Origin of the sequence: Clostridioides sp. ES-S-0005-03 (assembly GCF_020658455.1) — a bacterium.
Taxonomy (GTDB): Bacteria; Bacillota; Clostridia; order Peptostreptococcales; family Peptostreptococcaceae; genus Clostridioides.
This window is the reverse complement of record NZ_JACVWI010000001.1, coordinates 424,140-448,050: the sequence shown is the minus strand read 5'-3', so window position 1 is coordinate 448,050 and position 23,911 is coordinate 424,140. Positions and strand designations below refer to the sequence as shown.

The 23,911-nt window shown below is 27.5% G+C and carries 21 protein-coding genes and 1 other annotated feature; of the genes, 9 read left to right on the top strand and 12 right to left on the bottom strand.

The window, feature by feature from the left end:
• Nucleotides 1-153 precede the first annotated feature (153 nt).
• Both IC218_RS02095 and IC218_RS02090 read left to right on the top strand, forming a co-directional pair.
• Nucleotides 154-2,382: a YhgE/Pip domain-containing protein gene (locus IC218_RS02095; protein WP_227432838.1), complete on the top strand. Its 2,229-nt coding sequence runs from the start codon at nucleotides 154-156 to the stop codon at nucleotides 2,380-2,382.
• Between the two features lie 200 nt (nucleotides 2,383-2,582).
• On the top strand, nucleotides 2,583-3,152 hold the full coding sequence (locus IC218_RS02090) for a TetR/AcrR family transcriptional regulator (protein WP_227823721.1): 570 nt from the start codon (nucleotides 2,583-2,585) through the stop codon (nucleotides 3,150-3,152).
• A 299-nt stretch (nucleotides 3,153-3,451) separates the two neighbouring features.
• Here the strand turns inward: IC218_RS02090 and IC218_RS02085 are convergent, their stop codons facing one another.
• On the bottom strand, nucleotides 3,452-3,751 hold the full coding sequence (locus IC218_RS02085) for a rhodanese-like domain-containing protein (protein ID WP_227823720.1): 300 nt from the start codon (nucleotides 3,749-3,751) through the stop codon (nucleotides 3,452-3,454).
• Between the two features lie 207 nt (nucleotides 3,752-3,958).
• On the opposite strand from IC218_RS02085, the gene IC218_RS02080 reads away from it, so the two are divergent.
• Nucleotides 3,959-7,003: a serine hydrolase gene (locus IC218_RS02080; protein WP_227823719.1), complete on the top strand. Its 3,045-nt coding sequence runs from the start codon at nucleotides 3,959-3,961 to the stop codon at nucleotides 7,001-7,003.
• A gap of 75 nt (nucleotides 7,004-7,078) precedes the next feature.
• Here IC218_RS02080 and IC218_RS02075 read toward each other — a convergent pair whose 3' ends face one another.
• The 6 genes from IC218_RS02075 to IC218_RS02050 all read right to left on the bottom strand — a co-directional run bounded on the left by IC218_RS02075 (nucleotide 7,079) and on the right by IC218_RS02050 (nucleotide 14,565).
• On the bottom strand, nucleotides 7,079-8,353 hold the full coding sequence (locus IC218_RS02075) for a 4Fe-4S dicluster-binding protein (RefSeq protein ID WP_227482316.1): 1,275 nt from the start codon (nucleotides 8,351-8,353) through the stop codon (nucleotides 7,079-7,081).
• A 224-nt stretch (nucleotides 8,354-8,577) separates the two neighbouring features.
• The gene (locus IC218_RS02070) at nucleotides 8,578-11,142 is read right to left on the bottom strand and encodes an ABC transporter permease (RefSeq protein ID WP_227432832.1); all 2,565 of its coding nucleotides are present in this window, start codon (nucleotides 11,140-11,142) and stop codon (nucleotides 8,578-8,580) included.
• Entirely contained in the window at nucleotides 11,143-11,820 is a 678-nt protein-coding gene (locus IC218_RS02065) for an ABC transporter ATP-binding protein (RefSeq protein ID WP_227432830.1), read from the bottom strand.
• A 79-nt stretch (nucleotides 11,821-11,899) separates the two neighbouring features.
• Complete coding sequence (locus IC218_RS02060; RefSeq protein WP_227823718.1) at nucleotides 11,900-13,150, bottom strand: sensor histidine kinase; 1,251 nt, start codon at nucleotides 13,148-13,150, stop codon at nucleotides 11,900-11,902.
• Nucleotides 13,137-13,841: a response regulator transcription factor gene (locus IC218_RS02055; protein WP_227823717.1), complete on the bottom strand. Its 705-nt coding sequence runs from the start codon at nucleotides 13,839-13,841 to the stop codon at nucleotides 13,137-13,139. The genes IC218_RS02060 and IC218_RS02055 overlap by 14 nt, the downstream gene beginning before the upstream one ends.
• A gap of 268 nt (nucleotides 13,842-14,109) precedes the next feature.
• The gene (locus IC218_RS02050; protein WP_227823716.1) at nucleotides 14,110-14,565 is read right to left on the bottom strand and encodes a hypothetical protein; all 456 of its coding nucleotides are present in this window, start codon (nucleotides 14,563-14,565) and stop codon (nucleotides 14,110-14,112) included.
• A gap of 206 nt (nucleotides 14,566-14,771) precedes the next feature.
• On the opposite strand from IC218_RS02050, the gene IC218_RS02045 reads away from it, so the two are divergent.
• The 3 genes from IC218_RS02045 to IC218_RS02035 all read left to right on the top strand — a co-directional run bounded on the left by IC218_RS02045 (nucleotide 14,772) and on the right by IC218_RS02035 (nucleotide 16,846).
• Nucleotides 14,772-15,161, top strand: a complete 390-nt coding sequence (locus IC218_RS02045) for a GntR family transcriptional regulator (RefSeq protein WP_227432825.1) — start codon at nucleotides 14,772-14,774, stop codon at nucleotides 15,159-15,161.
• Entirely contained in the window at nucleotides 15,154-16,251 is a 1,098-nt protein-coding gene (locus tag IC218_RS02040; protein WP_227482312.1) for a DUF5808 domain-containing protein, read from the top strand. Before IC218_RS02045 ends, IC218_RS02040 begins: the two co-directional genes overlap by 8 nt.
• A 118-nt stretch (nucleotides 16,252-16,369) precedes the next feature.
• Nucleotides 16,370-16,846, top strand: coding sequence for an HD domain-containing protein (locus IC218_RS02035; protein ID WP_227432822.1), 477 nt, complete (start codon nucleotides 16,370-16,372; stop codon nucleotides 16,844-16,846).
• Nucleotides 16,847-16,964: 118 nt separating this feature from the next.
• Here the strand turns inward: IC218_RS02035 and IC218_RS02030 are convergent, their stop codons facing one another.
• A complete protein-coding gene (locus tag IC218_RS02030) occupies nucleotides 16,965-17,516 on the bottom strand; it encodes a tryptophan transporter (protein ID WP_227432821.1) in 552 nt (183 codons plus the stop codon).
• 170 nt (nucleotides 17,517-17,686) lie between these two features.
• Nucleotides 17,687-17,953: a binding site (T-box leader), on the bottom strand.
• A gap of 146 nt (nucleotides 17,954-18,099) precedes the next feature.
• On the opposite strand from IC218_RS02030, the gene IC218_RS02025 reads away from it, so the two are divergent.
• From IC218_RS02025 to IC218_RS02015, 3 genes are all read left to right on the top strand, one after another.
• Nucleotides 18,100-18,567 carry a pyridoxamine 5'-phosphate oxidase family protein gene (locus IC218_RS02025; RefSeq protein WP_227432820.1) on the top strand — a complete coding sequence of 156 codons (468 nt, stop codon included), beginning with the start codon at nucleotides 18,100-18,102 and terminating at the stop codon, nucleotides 18,565-18,567.
• A 298-nt stretch (nucleotides 18,568-18,865) separates the two neighbouring features.
• Complete coding sequence (locus IC218_RS02020) at nucleotides 18,866-19,585, top strand: hypothetical protein (protein ID WP_227432818.1); 720 nt, start codon at nucleotides 18,866-18,868, stop codon at nucleotides 19,583-19,585.
• A gap of 244 nt (nucleotides 19,586-19,829) precedes the next feature.
• Nucleotides 19,830-20,432 carry a TetR/AcrR family transcriptional regulator gene (locus tag IC218_RS02015; protein ID WP_227432817.1) on the top strand — a complete coding sequence of 201 codons (603 nt, stop codon included), beginning with the start codon at nucleotides 19,830-19,832 and terminating at the stop codon, nucleotides 20,430-20,432.
• Between the two features lie 342 nt (nucleotides 20,433-20,774).
• Here the strand turns inward: IC218_RS02015 and IC218_RS02010 are convergent, their stop codons facing one another.
• The 4 genes from IC218_RS02010 to IC218_RS01995 all read right to left on the bottom strand — a co-directional run bounded on the left by IC218_RS02010 (nucleotide 20,775) and on the right by IC218_RS01995 (nucleotide 23,883).
• Complete coding sequence (locus IC218_RS02010) at nucleotides 20,775-21,296, bottom strand: GNAT family N-acetyltransferase (RefSeq protein WP_227823715.1); 522 nt, start codon at nucleotides 21,294-21,296, stop codon at nucleotides 20,775-20,777.
• Between the two features lie 142 nt (nucleotides 21,297-21,438).
• A complete protein-coding gene (locus IC218_RS02005) occupies nucleotides 21,439-22,020 on the bottom strand; it encodes a flavodoxin family protein (RefSeq protein WP_227432814.1) in 582 nt (193 codons plus the stop codon).
• A 62-nt stretch (nucleotides 22,021-22,082) separates the two neighbouring features.
• Nucleotides 22,083-23,180, bottom strand: a complete 1,098-nt coding sequence (locus IC218_RS02000) for a Nif3-like dinuclear metal center hexameric protein (RefSeq protein WP_227823714.1) — start codon at nucleotides 23,178-23,180, stop codon at nucleotides 22,083-22,085.
• Between the two features lie 13 nt (nucleotides 23,181-23,193).
• Entirely contained in the window at nucleotides 23,194-23,883 is a 690-nt protein-coding gene (locus tag IC218_RS01995; protein ID WP_227823713.1) for a tRNA (adenine(22)-N(1))-methyltransferase, read from the bottom strand.
• Between the last annotated feature and the right edge of the window lie 28 nt (nucleotides 23,884-23,911).

Here is a 23,911-nt window from a genome sequence, read left to right as displayed (position 1 = left end):
CCCATATTTATATATATTTATAGCATACTATTATATATAATATATATGTATTAAAATTAAGACAAAACTTTAACTTTACTATTTGTGTAAAAAGTAATATAATTTAAAATTGATTATAAATCTAACTTTTTTATCTATTAAAATATTCAGGAGGTGAGAGATTTGAAAAAAACAAATGGTTTAAAAGAAATTTTAAACTGGAATAATATGAAAAATTTAAGACCTTCAAAGGGTTTAAAAAATATATTAGAAATTTTTAAAAATGACCTAAAAGATATACGTGGAAATTATGCAGTACTTATAATAGTTGTAGGACTTGCTTTTTTACCATCTTTATATGCTTGGTTTAACATAAAAGCATCTTGGGACCCATATGGGAGTACTGCTAATATGCTTGTAGCAGTAACAAATGAAGATAAAGGTAATGAGATAGCAGGACAGAAAATTAATATCGGAGACCAGTTAATTGAACAGCTTAAAGATAATAAAAGTTTAGGTTGGCAGTTTGTAGATGAGAAAACGGCTCTTGAAGGTGTTAAAAAAGGTACTTATTATGCATCACTTAAGATTCCAAAGAATTTCACAAAAGATTTAACTTCCCTAATTACAGATGATGTCAAAAAGGGTGAACTTATCTATACAGTAAATGAAAAGATAAATGCAGTTGCACCAAAGATTACTGACAAGGGAGCTTCTGCAATACAGTTACAAGTTAATCAAACAATAATAAAGACAGTGAGTGAAATAGTTCTTGGTGTATCAAATGGAGTTGGTGCAGGAATTGAACATGGTCTTCCAAAACTAACAAAAGTTGAAAACTCTCTTATGGACCTTCAAAAAAGATTTGACCATATAAATAAAACGGTCGATTTAGCTGCTGATGCTACTTCAAAATTATCAGGTACAGTTAGAGATATTAAGGCTGATTTACCTACAATTAAAAAGACTTTAAATGATACAAAATTATTATCAAGTGATGTAAAAAAATTCTTAGAGGATACAAATAACAATGTAGATGAACTTTCTCCTCTTATAAAGTCTGATTTAAATTTAATGGTTGACCTTTCATCTTCTGCTTCTTCTCTTACATTAAATTTAATTGATGCTGTAAACAGTGGAAGTGAAGATGTACCAAAATTGATAGACAATTTATCAGAAAAGCTTTCTAACTTACAATCTTTAAATGATACTTTAGAAGATTTTTTAACTAAATTGAATCAGCTTACATCCAACAATAGACTGGATGATGTAATAAATAGCCTTGAAGATTCCAGCAATAAAATAGATTCTTCTATATCAACATTAAATGATATTAAAGATAAGGTTATATCTGGGCAACAGCCATCTATAAGTGCCTTAAATAATGTTTTAAGTTTATCAAATGGTATAGGAAGAATTAATTTAAATATTTTGAATAATTTTGACTCAAAAATATCAAAACCTATAAACAGTATATTTGAAAAAAGCATAAATGTAGCAAATGATATAATTACTGTTTTAGATAAAGCAGAAGCAAAACTTCCAAAGGTTGAAGAAATTCTTACTACTTCTTTAAGTCTTTCAGGAAATGCACAAGAAAGTATATCATTAATAAGAGAAAAACTTCCTTTGGCAAAAGGAATGTTGGATGACTTAGTTGATACTTTAAGTAAAATTAGCAATGGCGAGGATATGAAAAAATTAGTTAACTTACTTGAAAGTGATATATTGACAAAATCAAACTTTTTAAAGGAACCTGTTGAAGTAAAGACAGAAAAATTATATCCAATTGCCAACTATGGTTCTGCAATGACACCATTTTATAGTGTTCTTTCTACATGGGTAGGTATATTACTGCTTTCAGCATTATTATCTACATCTGTACATGGAAACTATAAACCTTATGAGATTTATTTTGGAAGAGGACTTACTTTTTTAAGTATAGCCCTCGTTCAAGGATTTATAATTGGAACTGGAGATATATTATTATTAGGAGTAACAGCAGAACATCCAATTTTACTAATAATTCTACTCATGTTTACTAGTATGGTGTTTAATTTTATAGTTTACTCTTTAGTGTCTGTGTTTGGAAATATAGGAAAGGCAATTGCAATAGTACTACTAGTTGTACAGATTGGTTCTTCTGGTGGTACATTCCCTATACAAGTTACACCTACATTCTTCCAAAGAATAAACCCTATAATGCCATTTACTTACGCAATAGGTGCCACAAGGGAGGCTGTTGGTGGTATATATCCTCCAAATTTAATTAAGGATGTATTAGTATTACTATTATTTATGATTTTGTTCATCTGCTTAAATGTACTTTTAAAAGGGCCTATAAATAGAGTTATAAAACCATTTAACAAAAAATTTGGTGATAGTAATTTAACTGGACATTAAACACTTGATTATATCTTTAAAAATCCTATAAAAATAATCTATAGTTTAAGTTTATATTAAAGGTAGTAGCTTCTCAGTTACTACCTTTTTCTAGTTAATAGACTATCCCTCACAATTACTTATAAATGACTGATATTCATTCATTGACTTTCAAAATCCCATATGCTATTATGTACTTGAAATCAGAAGGAGGGTGCTATATGCCACGTATTACTAAAGAACCTAATGAGCGTAGACAAGAAATTTTAGATACTGCAATGAAGTTATTTTATGAAAATGGATATGAAAAAACTTCTATTACTGATATTGCAAAATATATGAATGTTGCACAAGGTTTATGTTATCGTTATTTTCCATCAAAAGAAATCTTATTTGATAGTGCTATAGATCAGTATGCACAAACTTTAGTAGATAAAATGCTATCTATACTAAACGATAAAAATAAAACATTAAAACAAATAATTGAAGAAGTACCAACATTTATTGATATAGAAACTGATGATAATCTTTATTACAAAATATGTCATGGAGAACAAAACAAAAAAATTCATGACCAGTTATCTTTAAAAGTCTGTGAAAAGCTTGTGCCAATTGTAAAAAAACAAATTGAACTAGCTCATTCGCGAGGAGAAATTGATGTTCCTGATTCCGATACAACAGCATACTTTTGTGTATACGGTCAACAAGGTATATTACTACGTAATGACATTTCTAATGATGAAAAGATAGAAAGAATTCGTTCTTTCCTAACTCATCTTATGAATATTTAAATATATCCCTACTCAACAATCAGAGATACATATATTTTACAAATATAATTTTGTATTACATTCCATCTTTTACTTCTATTCTAAAGATATACAGATTGACATTTTTTATACCACTCTGCATATCTTTAGATAAACTTGTAGTTGCATTAATCCTTTGTAATTCTCTTCGTCTAAAAAATAAATATAACTTTTACATATATTCTAGCTTTATTTTCTTTAAATAAAAATATGCCTTTATAATTTATAAAAGCATATTTTTATTTAATATTAAATTACTTCACCTAACATAACCTAAGTATTTAATTCATATAATCAGTTATTCCAGATTTTAAGTTATACAAATGCTTAAAACCTTCCTCGGCTAATAAATTACATGCTGTAACACTTCTGTGACCACTTCTACAATAAACTATTACCTTTTTATCCTTATATTCATAAATTTCATCTATATTATTAATTAACTCTTGTAAAGATATATTTATCGCATTTTCTATTTTACTTTCATTAAATTCATCTTTAGTTCTTACATCTAACAATAAAACATCTTTTTCATTTTTCATCATTTCCTTAAGTTGATTTTTATTTATAGTTTTGTACATAATTTAAGATTCCTCCATTTTATTTATATATTACTTATACCCTTTATTTTTTATCAGATAACAAAATATTGTATTTTTATTTTTCTCATATATATAAAATGTATACTTATTATAAATACACTTTTCTTGAACAATAATCTGTTGATTAAAATAATTAAGAATGTTATGCTAATTATAATTATTAAAAGGGAAAAGAGGTAATTTAATATGTTTAAGCAAAGATTATGTAAGTTATTATCTAGCACATTGGTACTTAGTATGTTATTTACTGCTACTCCAAGTATTACTTTTGCTGATAATGACACAAAAAACATCTCTGATAAGTATCAAAGCTCTGATATAGAGTTAAATGATTATAGTAAAGGTTCGGAGTCTTACACAAAAACTAGAGCTCTTGCTAAAGAGAAAATTCAAACTTTACTATCTAAATATGGTGCTGTAAGCGCTCAATATGCTCTAATTGATAATGGTAAAATTGAGATTTCTGGAAATGGTGGAGTATACAGCAAACAAGATAATAAAAATTTAACTAAGGATAATATGTATAATATTGCCTCTATCAGTAAAGTATTTACTACTACAGCTGTTATGAAGTTGGTTGAACAGGGAAAAGTAAATTTAGATACTCCTGTTGTAAAATATATACCTGAATTTAAGATGGCTGATGATAGATATAAAGAAATTACTCCAAGAATGTTATTAAATCATTCATCAGGGTTAATGGGAGGAAGTTTAAAAAATGCCCTTTTATTAGGAGACAATGATTCTTATAGCCATGATAATTTCTTGGAAGAATTAAAGAAACAAAGATTAAAAGCTAAGCCAGGAGCTTTTTCCGTTTATTGTAATGATGGATTTACTTTAGCTGAAATTTTAGTAGAGAAAGTATCTGGTATGTCATTTACTAATTTTCTTGATAAGTACATAAATAATCCACTTAACTTACAAAACACAAAAACTCCAGAAAATAGCTTTGATAGTTCAAAACTTGCAAAAGCCTATGTACCTTATTGGGAAGATGCAGTTCCACAAGATAACTTTAATACTATAGGTATGGGTGGCTTATATTCAAGTGCAGAAAATCTATGTACATTTGCACAAACATTTATGAAAAAATCAAATGGAATTCTTTCTCCTGCTTCAGTAAAAGCTATGGAAAATAAAGAATATTTAAATGGTCTATGGCCTGAGGGAGAAGACTCTATCCTTGGATATGGTTTAGGATGGGATTGTGTCAACACTTATCCATTTAATCAATATAATCTAAAAGCACTTACAAAAGGTGGAGATTCTTTATTATTCCATAGTAATCTTACAGTGCTTCCAGATGAAAATATGGCAGTTGCAGTTGTTTCTTCTGGTGGAAGTAGTCAACTTAACGAAGTAATCGGTCAAGAACTTTTACTATCTGCATTAAAAGAAAAAGGTAAAATTAAAGAAATAAAACCTGATAAAACATTTAGTAAGCCACAACAAGTCAAAATGCCAAGTTACTTAAAAGAAAATAGTGGACTTTATGCTTCTTCAAATATGCTAAAAATCGATGTTAATGATAATGGTACTCTAACAGTATCTTCTCCATACATAGAAAATGGACCTGAAGATAAATATGTATACATAGGTCAAGATAGATTTGTATCTGAAAAAGGTAATAGTTGCCTAAAATTTGTAAAAGAAAAAAATAATATCACATATTTAAATATGAGCTCTTATGATGATGTTCCTGGATTAGGTCAGACAGCAAGTTTATACTACGTAGCTCAAAAGGTAGATGACAATGATATATCAGATAGTGTCAAAGAAGCATGGGAAAAAAGAGGTGAAAAAGGCTACTATATAGTGGATGAAAAATATAGTTCTCAACACTATATGCTTGGTTCTGTTAAAGCAATTCTTGGTGTTTCTGATAAAACTCCAGGTTTTTTAGCTAATACTAAAATAATAGATGAGAATAATTCAAATGCTTTTATAGAAATACCTGGTGTAATGGGTCGTGATTTGAGTGATATCAAACTGTATAAAGAAAATGGTACAGAATACCTAAAATTTGCAACACAAACATATGTAAGTGAAGATTCCCTAACTAATTTATCATCAGAAAAATCTTTTACATATCAAATAGATTCAAAGGGGTATGCAAAATGGTACAAAATTGGCGATGATATAGCAAATAAAAAAATAGAAGTTAATCTTCCTCAAAATTCATCTTTTGCAGTTTATGATGATAAAGGAACTCCTGTAAATTACTCTTTAGTGACAAAGAATAATAGAGTTAGATTGCCAAAAGGAGGCGTAATAGCTTTCTTAGGAAGTCCAAATGCCAAATTTGAAGTTACATACCAAGATGAAGTAAATGCAAATGCATTAACAGGAACTGATAGATATGAAACTTCTATTAAGATAAGCCAAGCAGGTTGGGAAAATGCTGAAAATGCCGTTTTAATAAATGATTCTGCAATTGCAGATGCTTTAGCTGCAACACCATTTGCATATAAAAAAGATGCTCCTATATTGCTAACTGGAAGCTCTCAAATAAATGAAAAAACTTTAGCTGAATTAAAGAGATTAAAAGTTAAAAATGTATATGTAATCGGTGGTGAAGCTTCTGTAAACGAAAAATCTTTAGATACTATAAAGTCAGATAATATGTCTGTATCTAGAATTTCAGGAAATGATAGATATGAGACTTCTCTAAATCTTGCTAAAGAATTAAAAGGAATTAGTAATGTATCAAAAATATCAGTAGTTAACGGTGAAAAAGGATTAGCAGATGCAGTAAGTATTGGTGCAGCATCAGCTCAAAATGATATGCCTATAATACTTACTAATGAAAATAGTAATATAACTGAAATAAATAATTTATTCAAAGATAAAAAAATAGATAAATCTTATATAATAGGTGGAGAATACACAGTTTCTAAAAATATAGAAAACAAACTTAAAAATCCACAAAGAATATCAGGTAGTACTAGAAATGAAACAAATGCAAAAGTAATAAAAGAGTTCTACAAGGATTCTAATATAAATAACCTATATGTAGCTAAAAATGGAATCAATAAACAAGATGATTTAATAGATGGTTTATCTGTTGGGGTTTTAGCTGGAAAAACTAAATCTCCTGTAATACTAGTAGGAAATTTACTAGACTATAGTCAAAAAGAACTATTTAAAACTATGAGATTTAAATCAGTAACACAAATTGGTGGAAATGGAAATGAAAATTCATTTAAACAAATTAAAGAAATAGCTTAATATTTTAAAACGGGCTATATTCAAATAATTTTATTTGAATATAGCCCGTTTTTATTACAATTATAAAATTAATCTTTATTTATCATTCATACTTAGTAATTTATCTAAGTATACTGACTTTAGCTGCTTACTAGCCAAAGCTTTTTTAGCTGGTTCAAGTTTTAATATAGCTGATAGTATCGCTCCCATAGCTCTATGACTAGCTAAGGCATTATTATCAAAAATTAGATTTTGTAATTGCCCTTTCTCGATTGCCATGAGAACTGCTCTATGTACTGAATTTGCAGGAGTTATTATTTTTTCATCTCTCTTTAATAGCATAATACTATTTTTGTGACAATTTCTAACACAAACGCCACAACCTAGACATCTATCCTCATCAACTTTTATATATTCTTTATCATTTTCTTTTACTTTACTTATTGCATCTATTGGACATGCAGATATACATTTACCACACTTTACACAACTTTCATGGTTTATATTTGGTATAAAACTAGTTGTTTGTACTGGGTGAAGATTTCCAAATCTTTTTGCTGCTACTAGCGCCTCACAACAGCAACCACAACAATTACATATAAATGTAACTCCTTTTCGAACATTTTCTCCACATTGAACTAAATTATGTTCATATGCTTGATGAAGTAATTCCTTACATTCTACTTTATCTACACGTCTTGCAAATTTATTGTTTATTAAAGAATTAGCTACATTGTCAAATGTCATACATATATCCATAGGAGCATCACAGGCTTTTCCAACGTGTTGCATTCTATGTCTACAATAACACATGCTTATACCTATATGAGTCGATTCATCAATTATATGAGTAGCTCTTTCATAATCTAAAATACTTACTTCATTATCATTAGTCAATACTTCTTCTTGAACGTAAACTCTTCCAAGTTTTGTTTCTGTTGAATAAAATAAATCTTTAATAAAATCTTCTTCTACATTCATATACTGATAGTAAAGTTCTGATAAAAGTTTTTGGTCTATATCGTGTCTTGTTCTCATCATGGCAAACTCAAAAAAACCAGCCATTGGAGGAGGCATTATATATTTTTTACCTTTTTTATCTTCTATATCTAGTATTAGTGCCCTGCTAGCTAGCTTATCTAGCACCCTATATGCTTCACTTTCACTTATACTCCAAATTTTAGCTGCTGTTTTTACTCTAAAAGGCTTTATTGGAAGTTGTGCCACTAATTTTGCCTCTTGTTCTGTAAAAAGTACATTTAGTATTTTATATAATGTATCGGAGGGTGGAGCACCCTGTGGAAATTTATTTATTCTTTCCTCTAAGCTTTTATACATGTTTTTAGCAGTTATATGAGAAATAGTAATCACCTTCTTTTTCTTTTGTTTTCCAATATAATCAAATATCTTTCTTTATTATCTAAACTCCTACTTTATATAATACCAATTCTTTCTAAATAATTAAATACCTCTAGCAATTTATTTATTAGATTTCTTATATAAATAAAAACCGTTTAATCAGCATAATTATAGTTTATACCAATTAAACGATTTTAATAATATTTTACATATCTATAAATTATTTTTATAGTATTTTATATACTTTCCTTTCTTATATTATCTATTATATTCTCCTTATTTAATTTATTCATAGGTATATATGCTGCTATAAAGGTTATTATAAAAACACTAACTATGCATATGCCAATTGCTGTCCATGGTATAACTGTAGAAAACTCAATTACACCTGAAACTAATTTATTCATAATTAATATCAACCCAATACCAATTGGTACGCCAAACAATAAAGATAAAATACCATAGATAAAACTTTCTAAGTATATCATTTTTCTAAAACCTACAGGAGTAACACCTATTGATTGTATTATTGCTAGTTCTCTTTTTCTTAGATTTATACTTGTACTTATTGTATTTAGTATATTTGTAACACTTACTAGAGATATCACTACTATAAACCCATATACAAAAACTTTAATAGCTTTTAAATTTTGCTTTTCACTTTTGTCACTTGTATTTTCATCATGAAAATTGACATTATTTTTCTTAGCCAAAGACTCTATACTCTTCCTAGTCTGAGCACTTCCCCCTGAGTCAATAAAGACAATACCTTTCTCTAACTTTAAATCCATATTTTCAGCAACCTCATCATAAGTTAAAAATTGCAATCCCATATTTTGATAACCCATTCCTAGACGTTTTTCATCTGTTATACCAAGAATTTTTATGTTTACTTTTTTCTTTGAATCATTTTCGCCAGTATATTCACAAGTTACAGTATCTCCAACTTTGTAATTAGTTAACTCTATTACGCCTTTCTTACCCTTTGATTCAAAGTAACTTTTTCTAACAAATATCACTCCATTTTCTTTAATCGCTCTTTCTTTATCAAAAGAGCCTTTTATTAAGTTTTTTGTTTTATTTTGTATTGCAGTTTCTCCAGGAAAAATTAGTTCGTTGTTGTTAAACTCATATACATAACTATCTCCAACCTTACGTTGTTGATAATAATCCTTAATTAGATTTTCTTTAGATTTATTTATTTTATCCTTATCTACTCCTATAGAAATATACTCTCCTACAGCTACTTCAAAGTTTTTTATTCCAGATATATTTTTTAGTTTATTTATAGTATCATCCATAGACTTAGATATTTGTCTTGAACTTAAATATAAATCGTAGTTTCTTTGAGAATTTCTGATTTCTTCACCTTTTAAGAAATTCGCCATAAATCCGCTAAAAGATATAAATATTACTATACTTACTATTAAAGAAAAAAGTGTCACAATAAATTTCTTTCTATTTCTTCTTACACTTTTATATGCAAGTACACCTTCTGTTCCAAAAACTAATTTAATAAGTTTCGAATTTTTAACCTTACCTACTTTGTAATCTCCACTACTCCTTATTACACTAAGAGGAGAAATATTAGAGGCTGTTATTGCAGGTAGGAGAATTGATATAAAAATTGTAAGTAAAACAATTATTATACTGATAATTATTATTAATGGATTATATACTATTTGTAAACCCATCTGTGATACAACTGATTCTGTAAGATATTTATTTATAGCTTTAAATACTAAATCTATAGCTACTGTTCCAGACAATAGTCCTATTGGTATTCCAATACAGCTAATTATAATACCTTCAATAAAAACTAATCTTTTAATTTGATTAGTAGTAGCTCCTATAGAATTTAATATTCCAAACTGCTTTTTTCGTTCAGTTATAGAAATACTAAAAGAATTATATACTGTAGCAATTGTACATATAATTACTAAAATAGTTACCATAGTAATTATAGCTTTTATAGAACTATTTATATTTGCATACTTACTAGCTCCTTGTAATCTCAATAAATGTTCATTGTATTTTATCATTTCAGAGTTTGATGCTTTATCTTTATTTGTATATATATTATTACTTATTTTTCTTGTTATTTCATATATATCTTTAGGATTTTTTGCTGTTATTGATATATTCACTGTCTCTTTATTATTATCTATAGGATTAAAGTAAGTTAAACCAGTAGCAACTTGGTCAGTGAGTTCAAATCCTGGCCTTTTGATTATACCTACAATTTTAAATGTCTTTTCTTTTTCATTGGCAATATAATCACCTTCATGAAATACACTCATATCATCAATTTTTTTGTTATTACTATCAAACATATCACCTACTTTTAAGGTTATCTTATCTCCTATTTTTAGCTTTTTCTCCATAAGATTAACTATGTTTTCACTTAAAATAATTTCTCCATCTTTATCTGGAAATCTACCTTCTTTTATAGAAACTCTATATCCTTCCATAGCATTTTTATCATATTGCTTAACGCTTAATATACCATTTACAGTATCTTCTATTCTAGAGTATCCAAGTTGATTAGTAAGTGCATAACTTTTTATTTCAGCCGATTTTGTTGCATAGTCTATATTTTTTTTGTTTACATTGTAGAATTTAGCATGAAAACTCCCATCATTTTTTATGGTTTCTCTTATTTGATAATCCATAAAACTTTCAAATATGTTACCTATACCACAAATTAGAGCAGTGGAAAGTATTATTCCAATTATAGTTACAATAGTTCGTCTTTTATTTTGTTTTAAATATCTAACAGTTAGAGATGTATATAGATTCATTTATATCACCTCATCACTTTTTATAATTCCATCTTCTATGCCTATAATTCTATCCGCCTGAAGTGCTATATTTTTGTCATGAGTTATCATTATTAATGTTTGATTATATTTTTTCACTGATAATTTTAATAACTCTAGTATTTCTTTTGAGTTTTTGCTATCTAGATTACCTGTTGGTTCATCTGCTAATACTATAGATGGTCTATTAATTAAGGCACGTCCTATAGATGTTCTTTGTTGTTGACCTCCTGATAATTGATTAGGAAGATGATTTTCTCTATTGCTTAGACCCAATGTTTTCATCAAATCATTCAAGTATTCTTTATCAATCTTTCTATTATCAAGCTCTGCTGGAAGTAATATATTTTCTTTGACATTTAAAACTGGAATCAGATTATAGAATTGATATATAAGACCTATATTTCTTCTTCTAAAGATTGCCAAATCCTTAGTTTTTAGATTATATATATCTACATCATTTATATAAACCTTACCACTAGTAGGTCTATCAACACCTCCTAATAAATGTAATAATGTACTCTTTCCACTTCCGCTTGGACCTGTTATTGCTATAAACTCACCTTTTTCTATAGACAAGCTTACATTTTTTATTGCATCGACTTTTGTTTCATTTTTACCATAACTTTTAGTCAGATTTTCTACTCTTAAAATTTCCATAACTACCTCCAATATTTATATTCTATACTTCATATATTAGACTCAAGCTATTACTATAAAGTGAATTAAATATTACAGATTAGTCACTATTATCATCATATATCTTATGAAATGCTATATGAAATTCAGTTCCTTTACCTTTTTCACTATTTACATAAATATCTCCATTTTGGCTTTCTATTATGGATTTTGCCATTGCAAGCCCTATACCTACACTATCCTCTTTTGAACTACTTTTCCCTCTATAGAAACGTTTAAAAATATGTGGTATATCTTTTTTATCTATACCTTCACCATCATCTTTTATTATTAACTCTGAAAATAATGGATTTTCTTTGTAAATTATACTTATATTTCCAAACTCAGGAGTATGTTCTATACAATTTTTTATTATATTTACTAAAGCCTCAACTGACCAATCAATATCACCAACATAAGATACATTACCATTGCCTTCTATACTTAACTTTTGGTTTTTAATCTCCATAGGTATTTTCATTGGTTGGATTGCTCTATGTATAAGTTCACTAAACTTTATTTTTTCTCTCTTAAACTTTATAACTTTAGCTTCTACTTTTGATAATTTAAGCATACTTTTAATCAACCAGTCCATACGATTTAGTTGATTTTTTATCTTGTCTAAAAAATCTATTTTCACTTCATATGGTACATCATTATATAATAAATCGCTTAGTATGATTAAGGAAGTCATAGGAGTTTTTAACTGATGTGATATATCTGAAATTGTATTATTTAAAAATATTTTTTCTGAATTTAAAAGTTCAACTTTTTCATTAAGAATTGTTGTCATCTTCAATAGCTCTGTTTTTAAAAGACCTATCTGCCCTTCTTGATTTCTATTTTTCATATCAAATTCTTTTCCTTCTGAACTATAGTAAACATACTTAGTCATATCTGATAAATCATTATACATAGTTCTAAAATATTTAAGTATCAACATAAATATCATCATAAAAATTATACAAACTAAGATTATATTTATTTTTATAGTGTTTGAAAGTAATTTGGAAGTAAGAGGCTCAGAATTTATTCTAATAGTTTTGTCATAGTTATACTTACTTAATATTTTCTCACCAAATTCTACATTTTGCATGGACTTTCCTTGTGTTATTATATCTACGATATCACTTTCTAGTTTTGGATACTTGTTAACTAAGGTTCCTATTATAGCTTGATTATTTTTTACAATCATATTTTTAGTTGTATTTATATTGATTACACTAAATCCAGTTGATATAAGAATTATCATCAACATTAAAATAATATATTTACTAAAAAAATTCTTTACTTCAGGATTATATAGAAACATTATTTTCACTTCCTATCCATTTATAACCTAGTCCTCTTACAGTTTCTATGTAAATTGGTTTACATAAGTCATCTCCTATTTTTTCTCTAAGTCTTTTTATATAAACAGTTAAAGTATTATCACTAACAAAATCATAAGTTACATCCCAAAGCTTTTCTAGTATTTGAGTTCTACTCAAAACTGTATTTTTATTCTGTATAAGAATTAAAAGAAGCTTATATTCAACAGATGTCAGAAATATTTCTTTGTTATTTTTATATACTCTAGCTTCTAATGTATATATATTTAAATCTCTATATTTAAGTATCTTTTTATTTTCTTCTGTAGCGTCACCTTTTCTTCTTAAAACAGCTTTTATTCTCGATATTAATTCTCTAATTCTAAAAGGTTTTGTTATATAGTCATCTCCACCTATATCAAGACCCAGTACAATGTTTACTTCTTCATCATAAGCAGTTAAAAATATTATAGGAATCTGAGAAAACTTTCTTACATACTCACAAAATTCATATCCTGTTCCATCTGGTAACATTACATCCAGTAGTACCATACTATATTCATTAGAAGATATCATTTCTTTTCCACTTGATAAATCCTTTGATATATCTACACTAAATCCCTCTTGCTCCAATGCATACTTTATTCCAAAAGAGATAGTACTGTCATCCTCAACTATCAATAACTTTAACATAACTATTTCCCTTCTTAACATTTTAATTTTAAACTATTTACATATACAACTTTTATTATACACAATTGTTTTAGATACTAAAATATATTTAGAATTACAAAATAGTCACAAACAATTACTAAAAAACATAAAAATAAAAATGCAAGTTGACACTTAACTATTTTGAAAATAGTATAGATTTTTCTCAAGTTAAGCTACAACTCACATTTTAGATATTTAATTTTATATAAACTGGTATTCTCATCTGTTTAACTATTTAAAGCTTACTTTATTCTTCCTCATATTTTTTATATTCTTCTTCTTTATAAATATTATTTTTTTTGTCATCTTCATGTAAATCAATGTCTTTTTTATTATTTTTAACACTATTTACATAATGCATCATTTCTTCTTGAGAAACATGTGGACAATTTTCACAATTTATTCTTCTTGAATTAAATTCTCTTACTTTTTTTTTTAATTCTTCATATTCATAATCTTGTTTTTTATCACTACAATCACATTCATAACCAAACTCATCATATTTATAGTCATTGTATTGATTATTTCCATAATACTCTGTATCAATCATTTGAGACATTTGAGATTTAGATTTAATGTTTTTTATCATCCTATAAGTTGCATATGCACCCACTCCTGTAATCACGGCTCCTGCAAACATCATTGGCTTACTCATTCCATCATCTTTTTTATTCATTTGTCTTTTAATTAAATATGTTAACATATTTTTTCTCCTTTCTGATTTCTATTTATAGATAGTATCTGTATTATTTTGATAAAAATTATGTTATTTTTAAATTACAATTTTTACAAATAATATAAATCATCTTGTAGAATATAAATTTATATTTTGTACTTGATAATGTTTTTTGTGTTATACTATATATATAACAAGTATTTTTATTTATAACGATATTATGGAGGTTTTTTATGATTTTAAATTTAGATTTTAATAGTGATAAGTCTATTTATGTACAAATTAAAGAAGAGATAACTAAAGCTATAGCTTCAGGAGAATTAAAAATAAATGAATCACTTCCATCTGTAAGAAGTATGGCTGAAAATATTGGTGTAAATCTACATACTGTAAATAAGTCTTATAATGAACTAAAAGAAGAAGGATTTTTAAATATTGATAGGCGAAAAGGTGCAATTGTAGCTCAACTTCCAATGGAAACAGAAAATTCAACTCGCCAAAAAAATAGAATTGATTTAGAACTTTTAGTAGCAAAATCTTATTTATCAGGTATCAATAAAGAAGAGTTCTTGACGTTAAGTAAAAATCTATTTGATAAGTATGAGGTGAAATACTATGAATAAGATTGAATGTTTATTTACAATATTTTCAACCTTAATTTTGATGTATGCTACTTTTTATTTTATGCCACATCTTATTGGCAAAAATCACATTTATGGTGTTTCTATAAACCAAGAACATAGAAACTATCCTGATTTTATAATACTTGATAAAAAATTTAAAAAACTTTTATCTATAGGATTCATTGTGATTTTTATTTTAGTTTTAGCTCTAGTTTTTATGTTTGATAAAATAGAATTTTCTTATTCTATTAGTATTATAGGGTTTTTACTATATGAAAGTATATTATATATCTATATTCATAAAGAAGTTAAAATGACTAAATCCAAGTTTTTCACTGAATTAAGTCAGATAAGTGCAGACTCAAAATTGGTAATAGATATGGATTTTATAAATGAAAAAAATAAAATAATAAAAAAATTTAAGATATTGTATTTAATACCAGTATTACTTACTTTTGGAATAAGTATTTTTATATTGCTTAACTATAATCAATTACCAGATTTAATTACTACGCACTCTACTATAACAGGAAAACCTGATGGATTTATGAAAAAATCCTATCTTGGTGTGTTTAAATTAATAGGTCTTGAGTTTTGTATAATGATTTTATTATATATAACTTCTATTGGAGCTATAAAAGCGAGAATTAAAGTAGATACAAATAAAATTGAAGAAAGTAAAACTAAAAACATTAAATATCTAAATAAAATTGGTTATTTGTTTTTTATATTGATGATTATGATGATAGTACAATTCTTTATCGTTTTTTTATCATTAAAAACAAATCCAAATTTATTAACTGTTATAAATATAATAATGCTTTTAGTTATAATTTATTTAATGGTAACATATATTAATTCTCCAAATTTAAAATCCAATTCTTCTTATACTCCAGATAATGATGAAAAGTACTGGATAGGAGGTATTATATATAATAATCCAAACGACCCATCATTTATGGTTGATAAAAGATTTGGCATAGGATGGACTATAAATTTGGGAAATCCGATTGGAAAGATATTATATATTCTTATAGCTATATTTTTAATTTTTTCACTTTTTAGTGTTATAAAATCTCTTTTACTTTAAATACCATAAAAGGTATCTTACTTGTATTATTGGGTATTATATTTTGTAAGATAAGAAATATTTCATATTATCATTGAAATATAGTATTTATATATTACTAGGAATGGAGATTTGCATAATGTTGTCAAAAACTGAAATTAAATACTTTAATGATTGCGCTTCTGAGATACTTTCATCTGAAAAAGTACAACTTATGAGAACATTTCCTCATCATGGCAATGTTTCATGTCTTGAACATAGTTTATCAGTAGCATATTATAGTTATCTATTATGTAAAAAATTGCATTTAAATGTTGAAATTCAAAGCGTTATTAGAGGGGCTCTACTGCATGATTTTTTTCTTTATGACTGGCATTATAAAGGTGATAGAAAGGGATTACATGGTTTTACTCATCCTAAAGAAGCACTAAAAAACGCAAATTTATTCTTTCAAATAAATGAAAAAGAAACAGACATTATTTTAAAACATATGTGGCCACTTACTGTTAGACCTCCTAGATACAAAGAAGCATTAATTGTTTGCTTATTAGATAAATTTTGTTGTCTAGTTGAGACTCTAAGGATACACTCACTACTCTCTCCTTACCACATATAAAATAGGTCTTTGATATTGTTATAATTTAATTTAAAAAGAGGTATTAAGATTACATTTAACTTAATACCTCTTTATTAATTTATTATTTATTTTTGTCATATGCTTATAAAATATAATCTTATCCTTGATAACTTATTCTTCTTATAGAGATACTTACTACTTTAAATAATAACATACCAGCTATTAAGTTTATCAATATTGCTGGTACCACTGCTACCATAAATAACGCTGTGAATGAACCTCCAGGAAGACCTACTATAGCTTGAGCAACTAGTAAAAATAGAGTTCCACTTATAACTGTACCTACTGGGAATATTATTGTTGCAGCTATTAAATCTTGTTTTTTACTGTTCAATTTTTTCATAAATGGTAATTTATAAATTATATACATTATCATGAACATTATATTTATTGTAATAGTTTTATCAAGTATATTTGGAATCTGACCACCTGGGAATTTAGTTGTTAATGCTGCAAATATTCCTGTTACAATTCCTGCTACCAAACAAATCTTATAATCATCCTTATTTAGTATCATTATTATAAACATCATTGCTAGTGATATATCTGGTTGCATTGGAAGTCCTATAGCAGGTGTAAGTTGATGTATCAATAATCCCATAGCTAAAAGTATTGCATTTAAAGTTAATTTTTTTGTATTTGTTTTCATTGTAATATTTCCCCCTAATTTGTTTAATATTTATTTCATTTTCGTTCCAATTTTCCATATCATTCTCTTTAGCTTTAGAAGTTCATAACATCTCTCTCACCACCTTTTATTTTAAATTATATAATTTCTTTATTAATAGTTTTTGCAAAATAAAAAACTCCGTCCTAAATCAATAGGACGGAGATTATCCGCGTTGCCACCTAAATTATATAAAAAATAAGCTTAAAACTTAATTCTTATATATCTCATTATCAAGTACTTACATACCCTATTCGCTGTAACGTGCGACTGACGATAAAGTCTACTCTCATAAAAATATGATTTCAATTTATTCCTCTAAGGTCCATTCACTATATTCCTTCTTGCTAAGATTCCACCATCCTCAGCTCTCTATGTTGAAGCTAAACATAATTACTCTTCCTTGTCATAGGATTTTTAATTTGCTGTTGCTATTATAATATTCTAAATTTTTATAATTGTCAACTGTATTTTTTATTTTATTTAAAATTTACAAAAAGTGTAGAATAATTTTTATAAATGCTTTAAACTTTTATTTAAATATTGAATTAGGAAGGATGATATTATGTTTAGAGAAATGAGATTAAAAAAGAGAGAAATGACAAAAGAAGATACTATAGAAGTATTAAAAAATGGTGAATTTGGTACTTTTTCTACTATAAGTGAAAATGGCTATCCTTATGGAGTTGCTGTAAATTATGTATACTTTAATGATTCTGTATATTTTCATTGTGCAAGAAGTGGACATAAATTAGATAATATCTCAGCAAATAACAAGGTTTCTTTCTTAGTAGTAGCTAATGAAAGTGTTCTTCCAGATAAATTTAGTACTACATATGCTAGCGCTGTAGTATTTGGAAAAGCTTCAACAGTAGACAATGAGGAAAAGAAAAATGCTCTTATAGAAATAATAAAAAAATATTCTAAGGGCTTTATTGAAGAAGGTATGAAGTACATAGAAAAAGATATAAATTTGACAACTGTAGTTAAAATAGAAATAGACCATATTTCTGGTAAAGCTTCTCGTTTATAATAATCTAATACGATATAATAAAGTGGCTATATGTATGGTCACTTTAAATATATTTATTTATCATTATTTTTATTAATTGAAAATGCTCAAAACACTTTAAGAAACTTCCTCAATACCTATGTAGATACAACACAAAGTTACTTGTATCCAAGCTGACATAAATTTTTCCATACCCATATAAAAACTTGAAAATAATACAGTCATATATGTCAAATATCAACATAAATTACAGAATTTTTTTGCCATTAAAACTATCAAAAAAAGTAAGTAATTATTGAAAGAGAGGTTGAAAATAATTATGAAATTCAAGAAAAAACCAAAGTTTTTACTCCTCATTACATTTTTAATAATAACTATATTATCAACAGGAGCAACAGCTTTAGAAATCCATACATCATCACAAGTACATGGTGATAGTGATATCAGCAATAGAGGAAATTTCAATACCTCTGCTAATTCCAAGGTAGGTGCAGACTCACAAAAAAGCAGTGATAGCTTACCTCACAATGCACAAAACCTTAATGTTTCTTTAGACATCTGCAATGGAGGAGTAGAAATACTACCAACCTCATCCAACAAAATAATAGCAAATTACAACAACCAATACTACAATATTAAAATGATAGAACAAAACGGAAAATGGGTTGTATCTATATCAGGAAAAACAGCTAAAATGGGCAATTCTAGCTATGTTCAACTCCATATTCCAAATATAAAATGCAATATGGATGTAAATGTGCTTGATGGTAGCTTTAGTTATGATTTACCCGAAAATTGTATTGATGCAATAAATGTTACTTCAAAAGATTCAAGTATAGAATTTACTTCAAAAAATCAATACAAAAATAGCACTATTTCTCTATCCGCAACAGATAAAGAATTTCTTAAATATGGTCTAATTAATTATCCAGACTATTTTACTAAGATGAATAAAGGATTTGAATATAAGAATGGTACGAGAAAAAATCAAATTGACATTTCGCTAACAGGATTTACTAATGTTGATTTTAGAGATTAAAACATAAAAAATTGAAGACTTTAGCCTTCTTTTTCTTTGACTTTCTGTATTCATATTTATATTTTATTGTTTATTTTTCCTTTTGGATATGAGTACATATATCATAGCACTAGGTAAAATTGAACATATTACTCATCCACAAATAATAATTATAAGAACATTATTCTTTTTATTATTGACGTTATTTATACATTGTGATATTCTTTAAGCAAAACACCATTCTGTTTAAGGGAGGATTAAATAAATGGCACGAAAACCTATTTTAGAAGGTGGTAAAAGAGAAGAAATACTTAAATGCGCTTTACAGTTGTTTCTAAAAAACGGTTATGAAAGCACCTCTATTCGCATGATATTAAATGAGGTTGGTGGAGAAGTTGGAATGTTCTACCATTACTTTTCTTCCAAACAAGAATTATTTGATGAAGCCTTAAGACTCTTCATGAAAATGCAAGGAGAGCGAACTTCTAAACTGATGAGTCAGAAATCCGATAAGATTTCCCCACGAATGAGATTGGAACAACTTATAGAATGCTATGACAGCGGAATGGATGAATTTTCGAAATTATCTGATGGAGCTATTCATTGGTCAGTTTTATCATCTATTCACAGCTTAACCTTAGAAGCAATTCTGCCCTCTTTTAGGACAATGATTATTGAAATACTCAGATTAGCAGATAAAAAAGACTTAAGTGAGTCTAAATGGCTTGCGCCATTTGTACTAAAAGGTATCAGTGGATTATTACATGATAAATCATTTGCTGAATTAAGCAAAGAAAAACAGATGCTTTTAATTATAAATTTACTATGCAGAACTTTACAAGTTCCATATAGCTTGTTTGAAGAATAAGAGAATATCGACAATGAACATCTATGTATTAAAATTGAACAATGACATCAAAAGTATATCTGAGAGAAAATGGCATTAAAAACTGATATAAGATTTGGCACTCGTTATTATGAGTAAGCAAAGAAAACTGAGTTAAAAATATAGAAAACACCAACAACTCATAAAAATGTAGTGTTTATACGAGTTTTGGTGTTTTCCTTATTCTTGACTTGCATGAAAATATGATTGGCAAGAATGGGCTGGTATATACCACTCTTTCATGCTTGCCATTTTTAAAAACAGCAAAAATGATGTTTCGTAAAATATCTCAATAAGGCACATATAAATTATACCTACTCTGAATCATAACCCCATTACTGTTCTTCTTAAATACTGATTGAAATTACCATACTCAACTTTTGTCAATGTTTCTGGATAAGACATCAAAATTAACTGATGTCCATTGCATTCTTCATGGTATGGTGGGTGAATATATTCAAAATCATTTACCTTATATCCAACCCTCTCATAAAAACCTTGTCGCTTGATGGAAATTTTATTAATGGGAGGGTCGATTTCTAGAATAACAGTTTTGCCTCGCTGGTTTAACAGCTCCAAAGCTCTTTTTCCATACTTTTTATTGCGCATTTCAGGATTGATACAGAAATGTTCCACGTAAATAAAATTCTCTGTTTCCCAGCATAAAATGATACCAACCATGTCGTTTTCATCATAAATTAAGTTAAATTGATATTCTTCATGACCCATAATTTCTGCTTGTAAAGATGGGTTTCTCTGTTCATGAAAAGGAAAACTTACATTGTATAACTTTATTGCCTCTAAATACAATTTATCTTCATATGTTCTTAGCCTCTCAAAGCGCATTTTGCTATCCTCCTATTATATAAAACAACCTTCGCACCACATCTTTTTAGTCTAATGAAACTCTAATTAGCTCTTATTTAGATTATAATATCTGTCCAAGTATAAAATGAATTGTAAGGTTAAACCATTGCTGAAAATATATCTATTTTTTATATATACTAAGACTGTTTAGATAATCTCTTATACCAAACTTAACATCATCACTTGGTCTTATATCAGAGTTATCTCCTGCTATATGAAGTATTCCATATGCTGGATGACCTCCTCTTACTGTACATGGAACTGATAAAAGCGTCATCCCCATATGTTGAGCAAATATATTCATTGATTGTAAAGCTAGTTCTCCTCCTCCATGTTGTGAACCTGCAGTAGCAAAACAACCAAATATTTTTCCACTTAAAGGTGCTCCTACCCATACATCAGAAAAACTGTCCATAAACATCTTCATTTGACCAGATACATTTCCATAATATGTTGGTGAACCCATAAATATTGCATCATAATCTAGTAATTCTTTTCCAGATTTAATTACATTTATACTTTCAAATTCATCTTTATGTTCCTTTGAATTTATCAAATAGTACTGAGGAAGTGTTTTTGCAACCTCATCACTTACTTTAAATATATCTACCTCTATATTCATTTCTTCAAGTACCTTTTTATACTCCCTTGCTAATAAATATGTACTTCCACAAACGCTATGAAAAATCACTGCTACTTTCATTTTTATCCCCCTAATCAAAATCAAATTTATTTTCTATATAGTGCTTTTATTATCAAGTACCATTAAATGATACTAAATGGATTTAAATATACATTACTTTTTATTGTTTCAATCTCTTCAAATTCATCCAAAAATCTCTTCATAACATGTTTAAATATATCTTCTGTATCAAAATGTCCACAATCTACTATACATATTCCCATATCAAGTGCATCTTGTGCCTCATGATATTTTACATCACCAGTTATTAGAACATCTGCGCCTTGTCTCTTAGCCTTTTTCACAAACTCAGAACCAGCTCCTGTTACAACAGCAATTTTTGTTATCTCGGTATTAAGACTTCCAACTACCCTTATATGCTTCATATTTAATTTTTCTTTTATTTTATTAGAAAGATTTTCTAATGTTGTACTTTCATCAAGTTTACTTATTCTACCTAATCCAAATGTTTTTCCTTTGTTTTCTAGCTTGTACAAATCATAAGCAACTTCTTCATAAGGATGTGCATCTATCATAGAACTTATCACTCCACCTAAACGCTTCTGTGGTACTACAGTTTCAATTTTAACCTCATTTACACTTTCTATATCATTTATACTTCCAAGAAACGGATTTGAGCCTTTTAATGGCTTAAATTGACCTTCTCCTTCTATCGAAAATGTACAGTTACTATAATTTCCTATATGGCCTGCTCCTGAATTACTTAGTGCCTTTCTCAACACTTCTGAATAATTACATGGAACATATACTGCAAGTTTGTATAAAGTCTCATTTTCAGTGACATCTAAAACTTTTGAGTTATTAAATTCCATAATTTCCATGAAATAATCATTTAGACCATCAAATGCTATGTCAAAATTGGTATGCATAGAATAAAGGGCTATATCATTTTTAATGAGTTTTTGTATAAGTCTACCTTTTAAGTCCGCGCTATTAATCTTATTAATTTTTCCAAATATAAAAGGATGATGTGTAACAATTAAATCAACATTTTGAGATATAGCTTCATTGATTACATTTTCATTGGCTTCTAAGGATACCAGAATCTTCTTTACATCCATATCAAAATCTCCAACTATAAGACCTACATTATCCCAATCTTCAGCTAAGCTTAGAGGATACTTTTTTTCAATTTTTCTAGTAAGACTCTTCAGTAACATATTTACCTCCTATTTATTTTATTAAATTTTCAAGTTTTCTTATTGCTATCTTACTTTCTTCTCTCTTCCTATCTATTTCTTCTCCATGTTTATCTTCTAGTTGATTAACTATAGCACTATATGTTTTTATTTTTTTTTCTACAAAGTCATAAAAAAGAGAATCTTTATTTTCTAAAAGTTTTATTCCAACTTCAAACTGTATCTCATCTTCTATTATAGTATTTTTACCTGTATATTTGGCAACTATTATTTCATATATCCTAAAATCTTCTCTCACTAAAACCTCTGTTAAAATTTCATATCCGTTATTCAGAAGATAGCGTCTAAGCTCTTCTTGTGCCTGCATAGGCTGTAATATCAATTTTTCTATACTATGTGCTACTTCTTTTTTAGCTTCTAGAAGCTCACTTATCAATATACCTCCCATACCAGCAATTATTACTTCTTCAACTTCACCTATTTCTAGTACCTCTATGCCAGAACCCAATCGTAAATCGACTTTCTCTAAAAGATTGTTCTGTATGACCTCTTTTCGTGCATTGTCAAGAGGTCCTTTATTAACATCTGCCAACACTGCAAATGGAACTCTTTCCTCCTTTAGCAAATAAACTGGTATGTATCCATGGTCCGTTCCTATATCAGCTATCTTTTTACCATCTGACACCAATGATGCTATTTTTAATAATCTATCTGTTAGTTTCAAAGATATATCTCCTTTCAATCTTTTTATT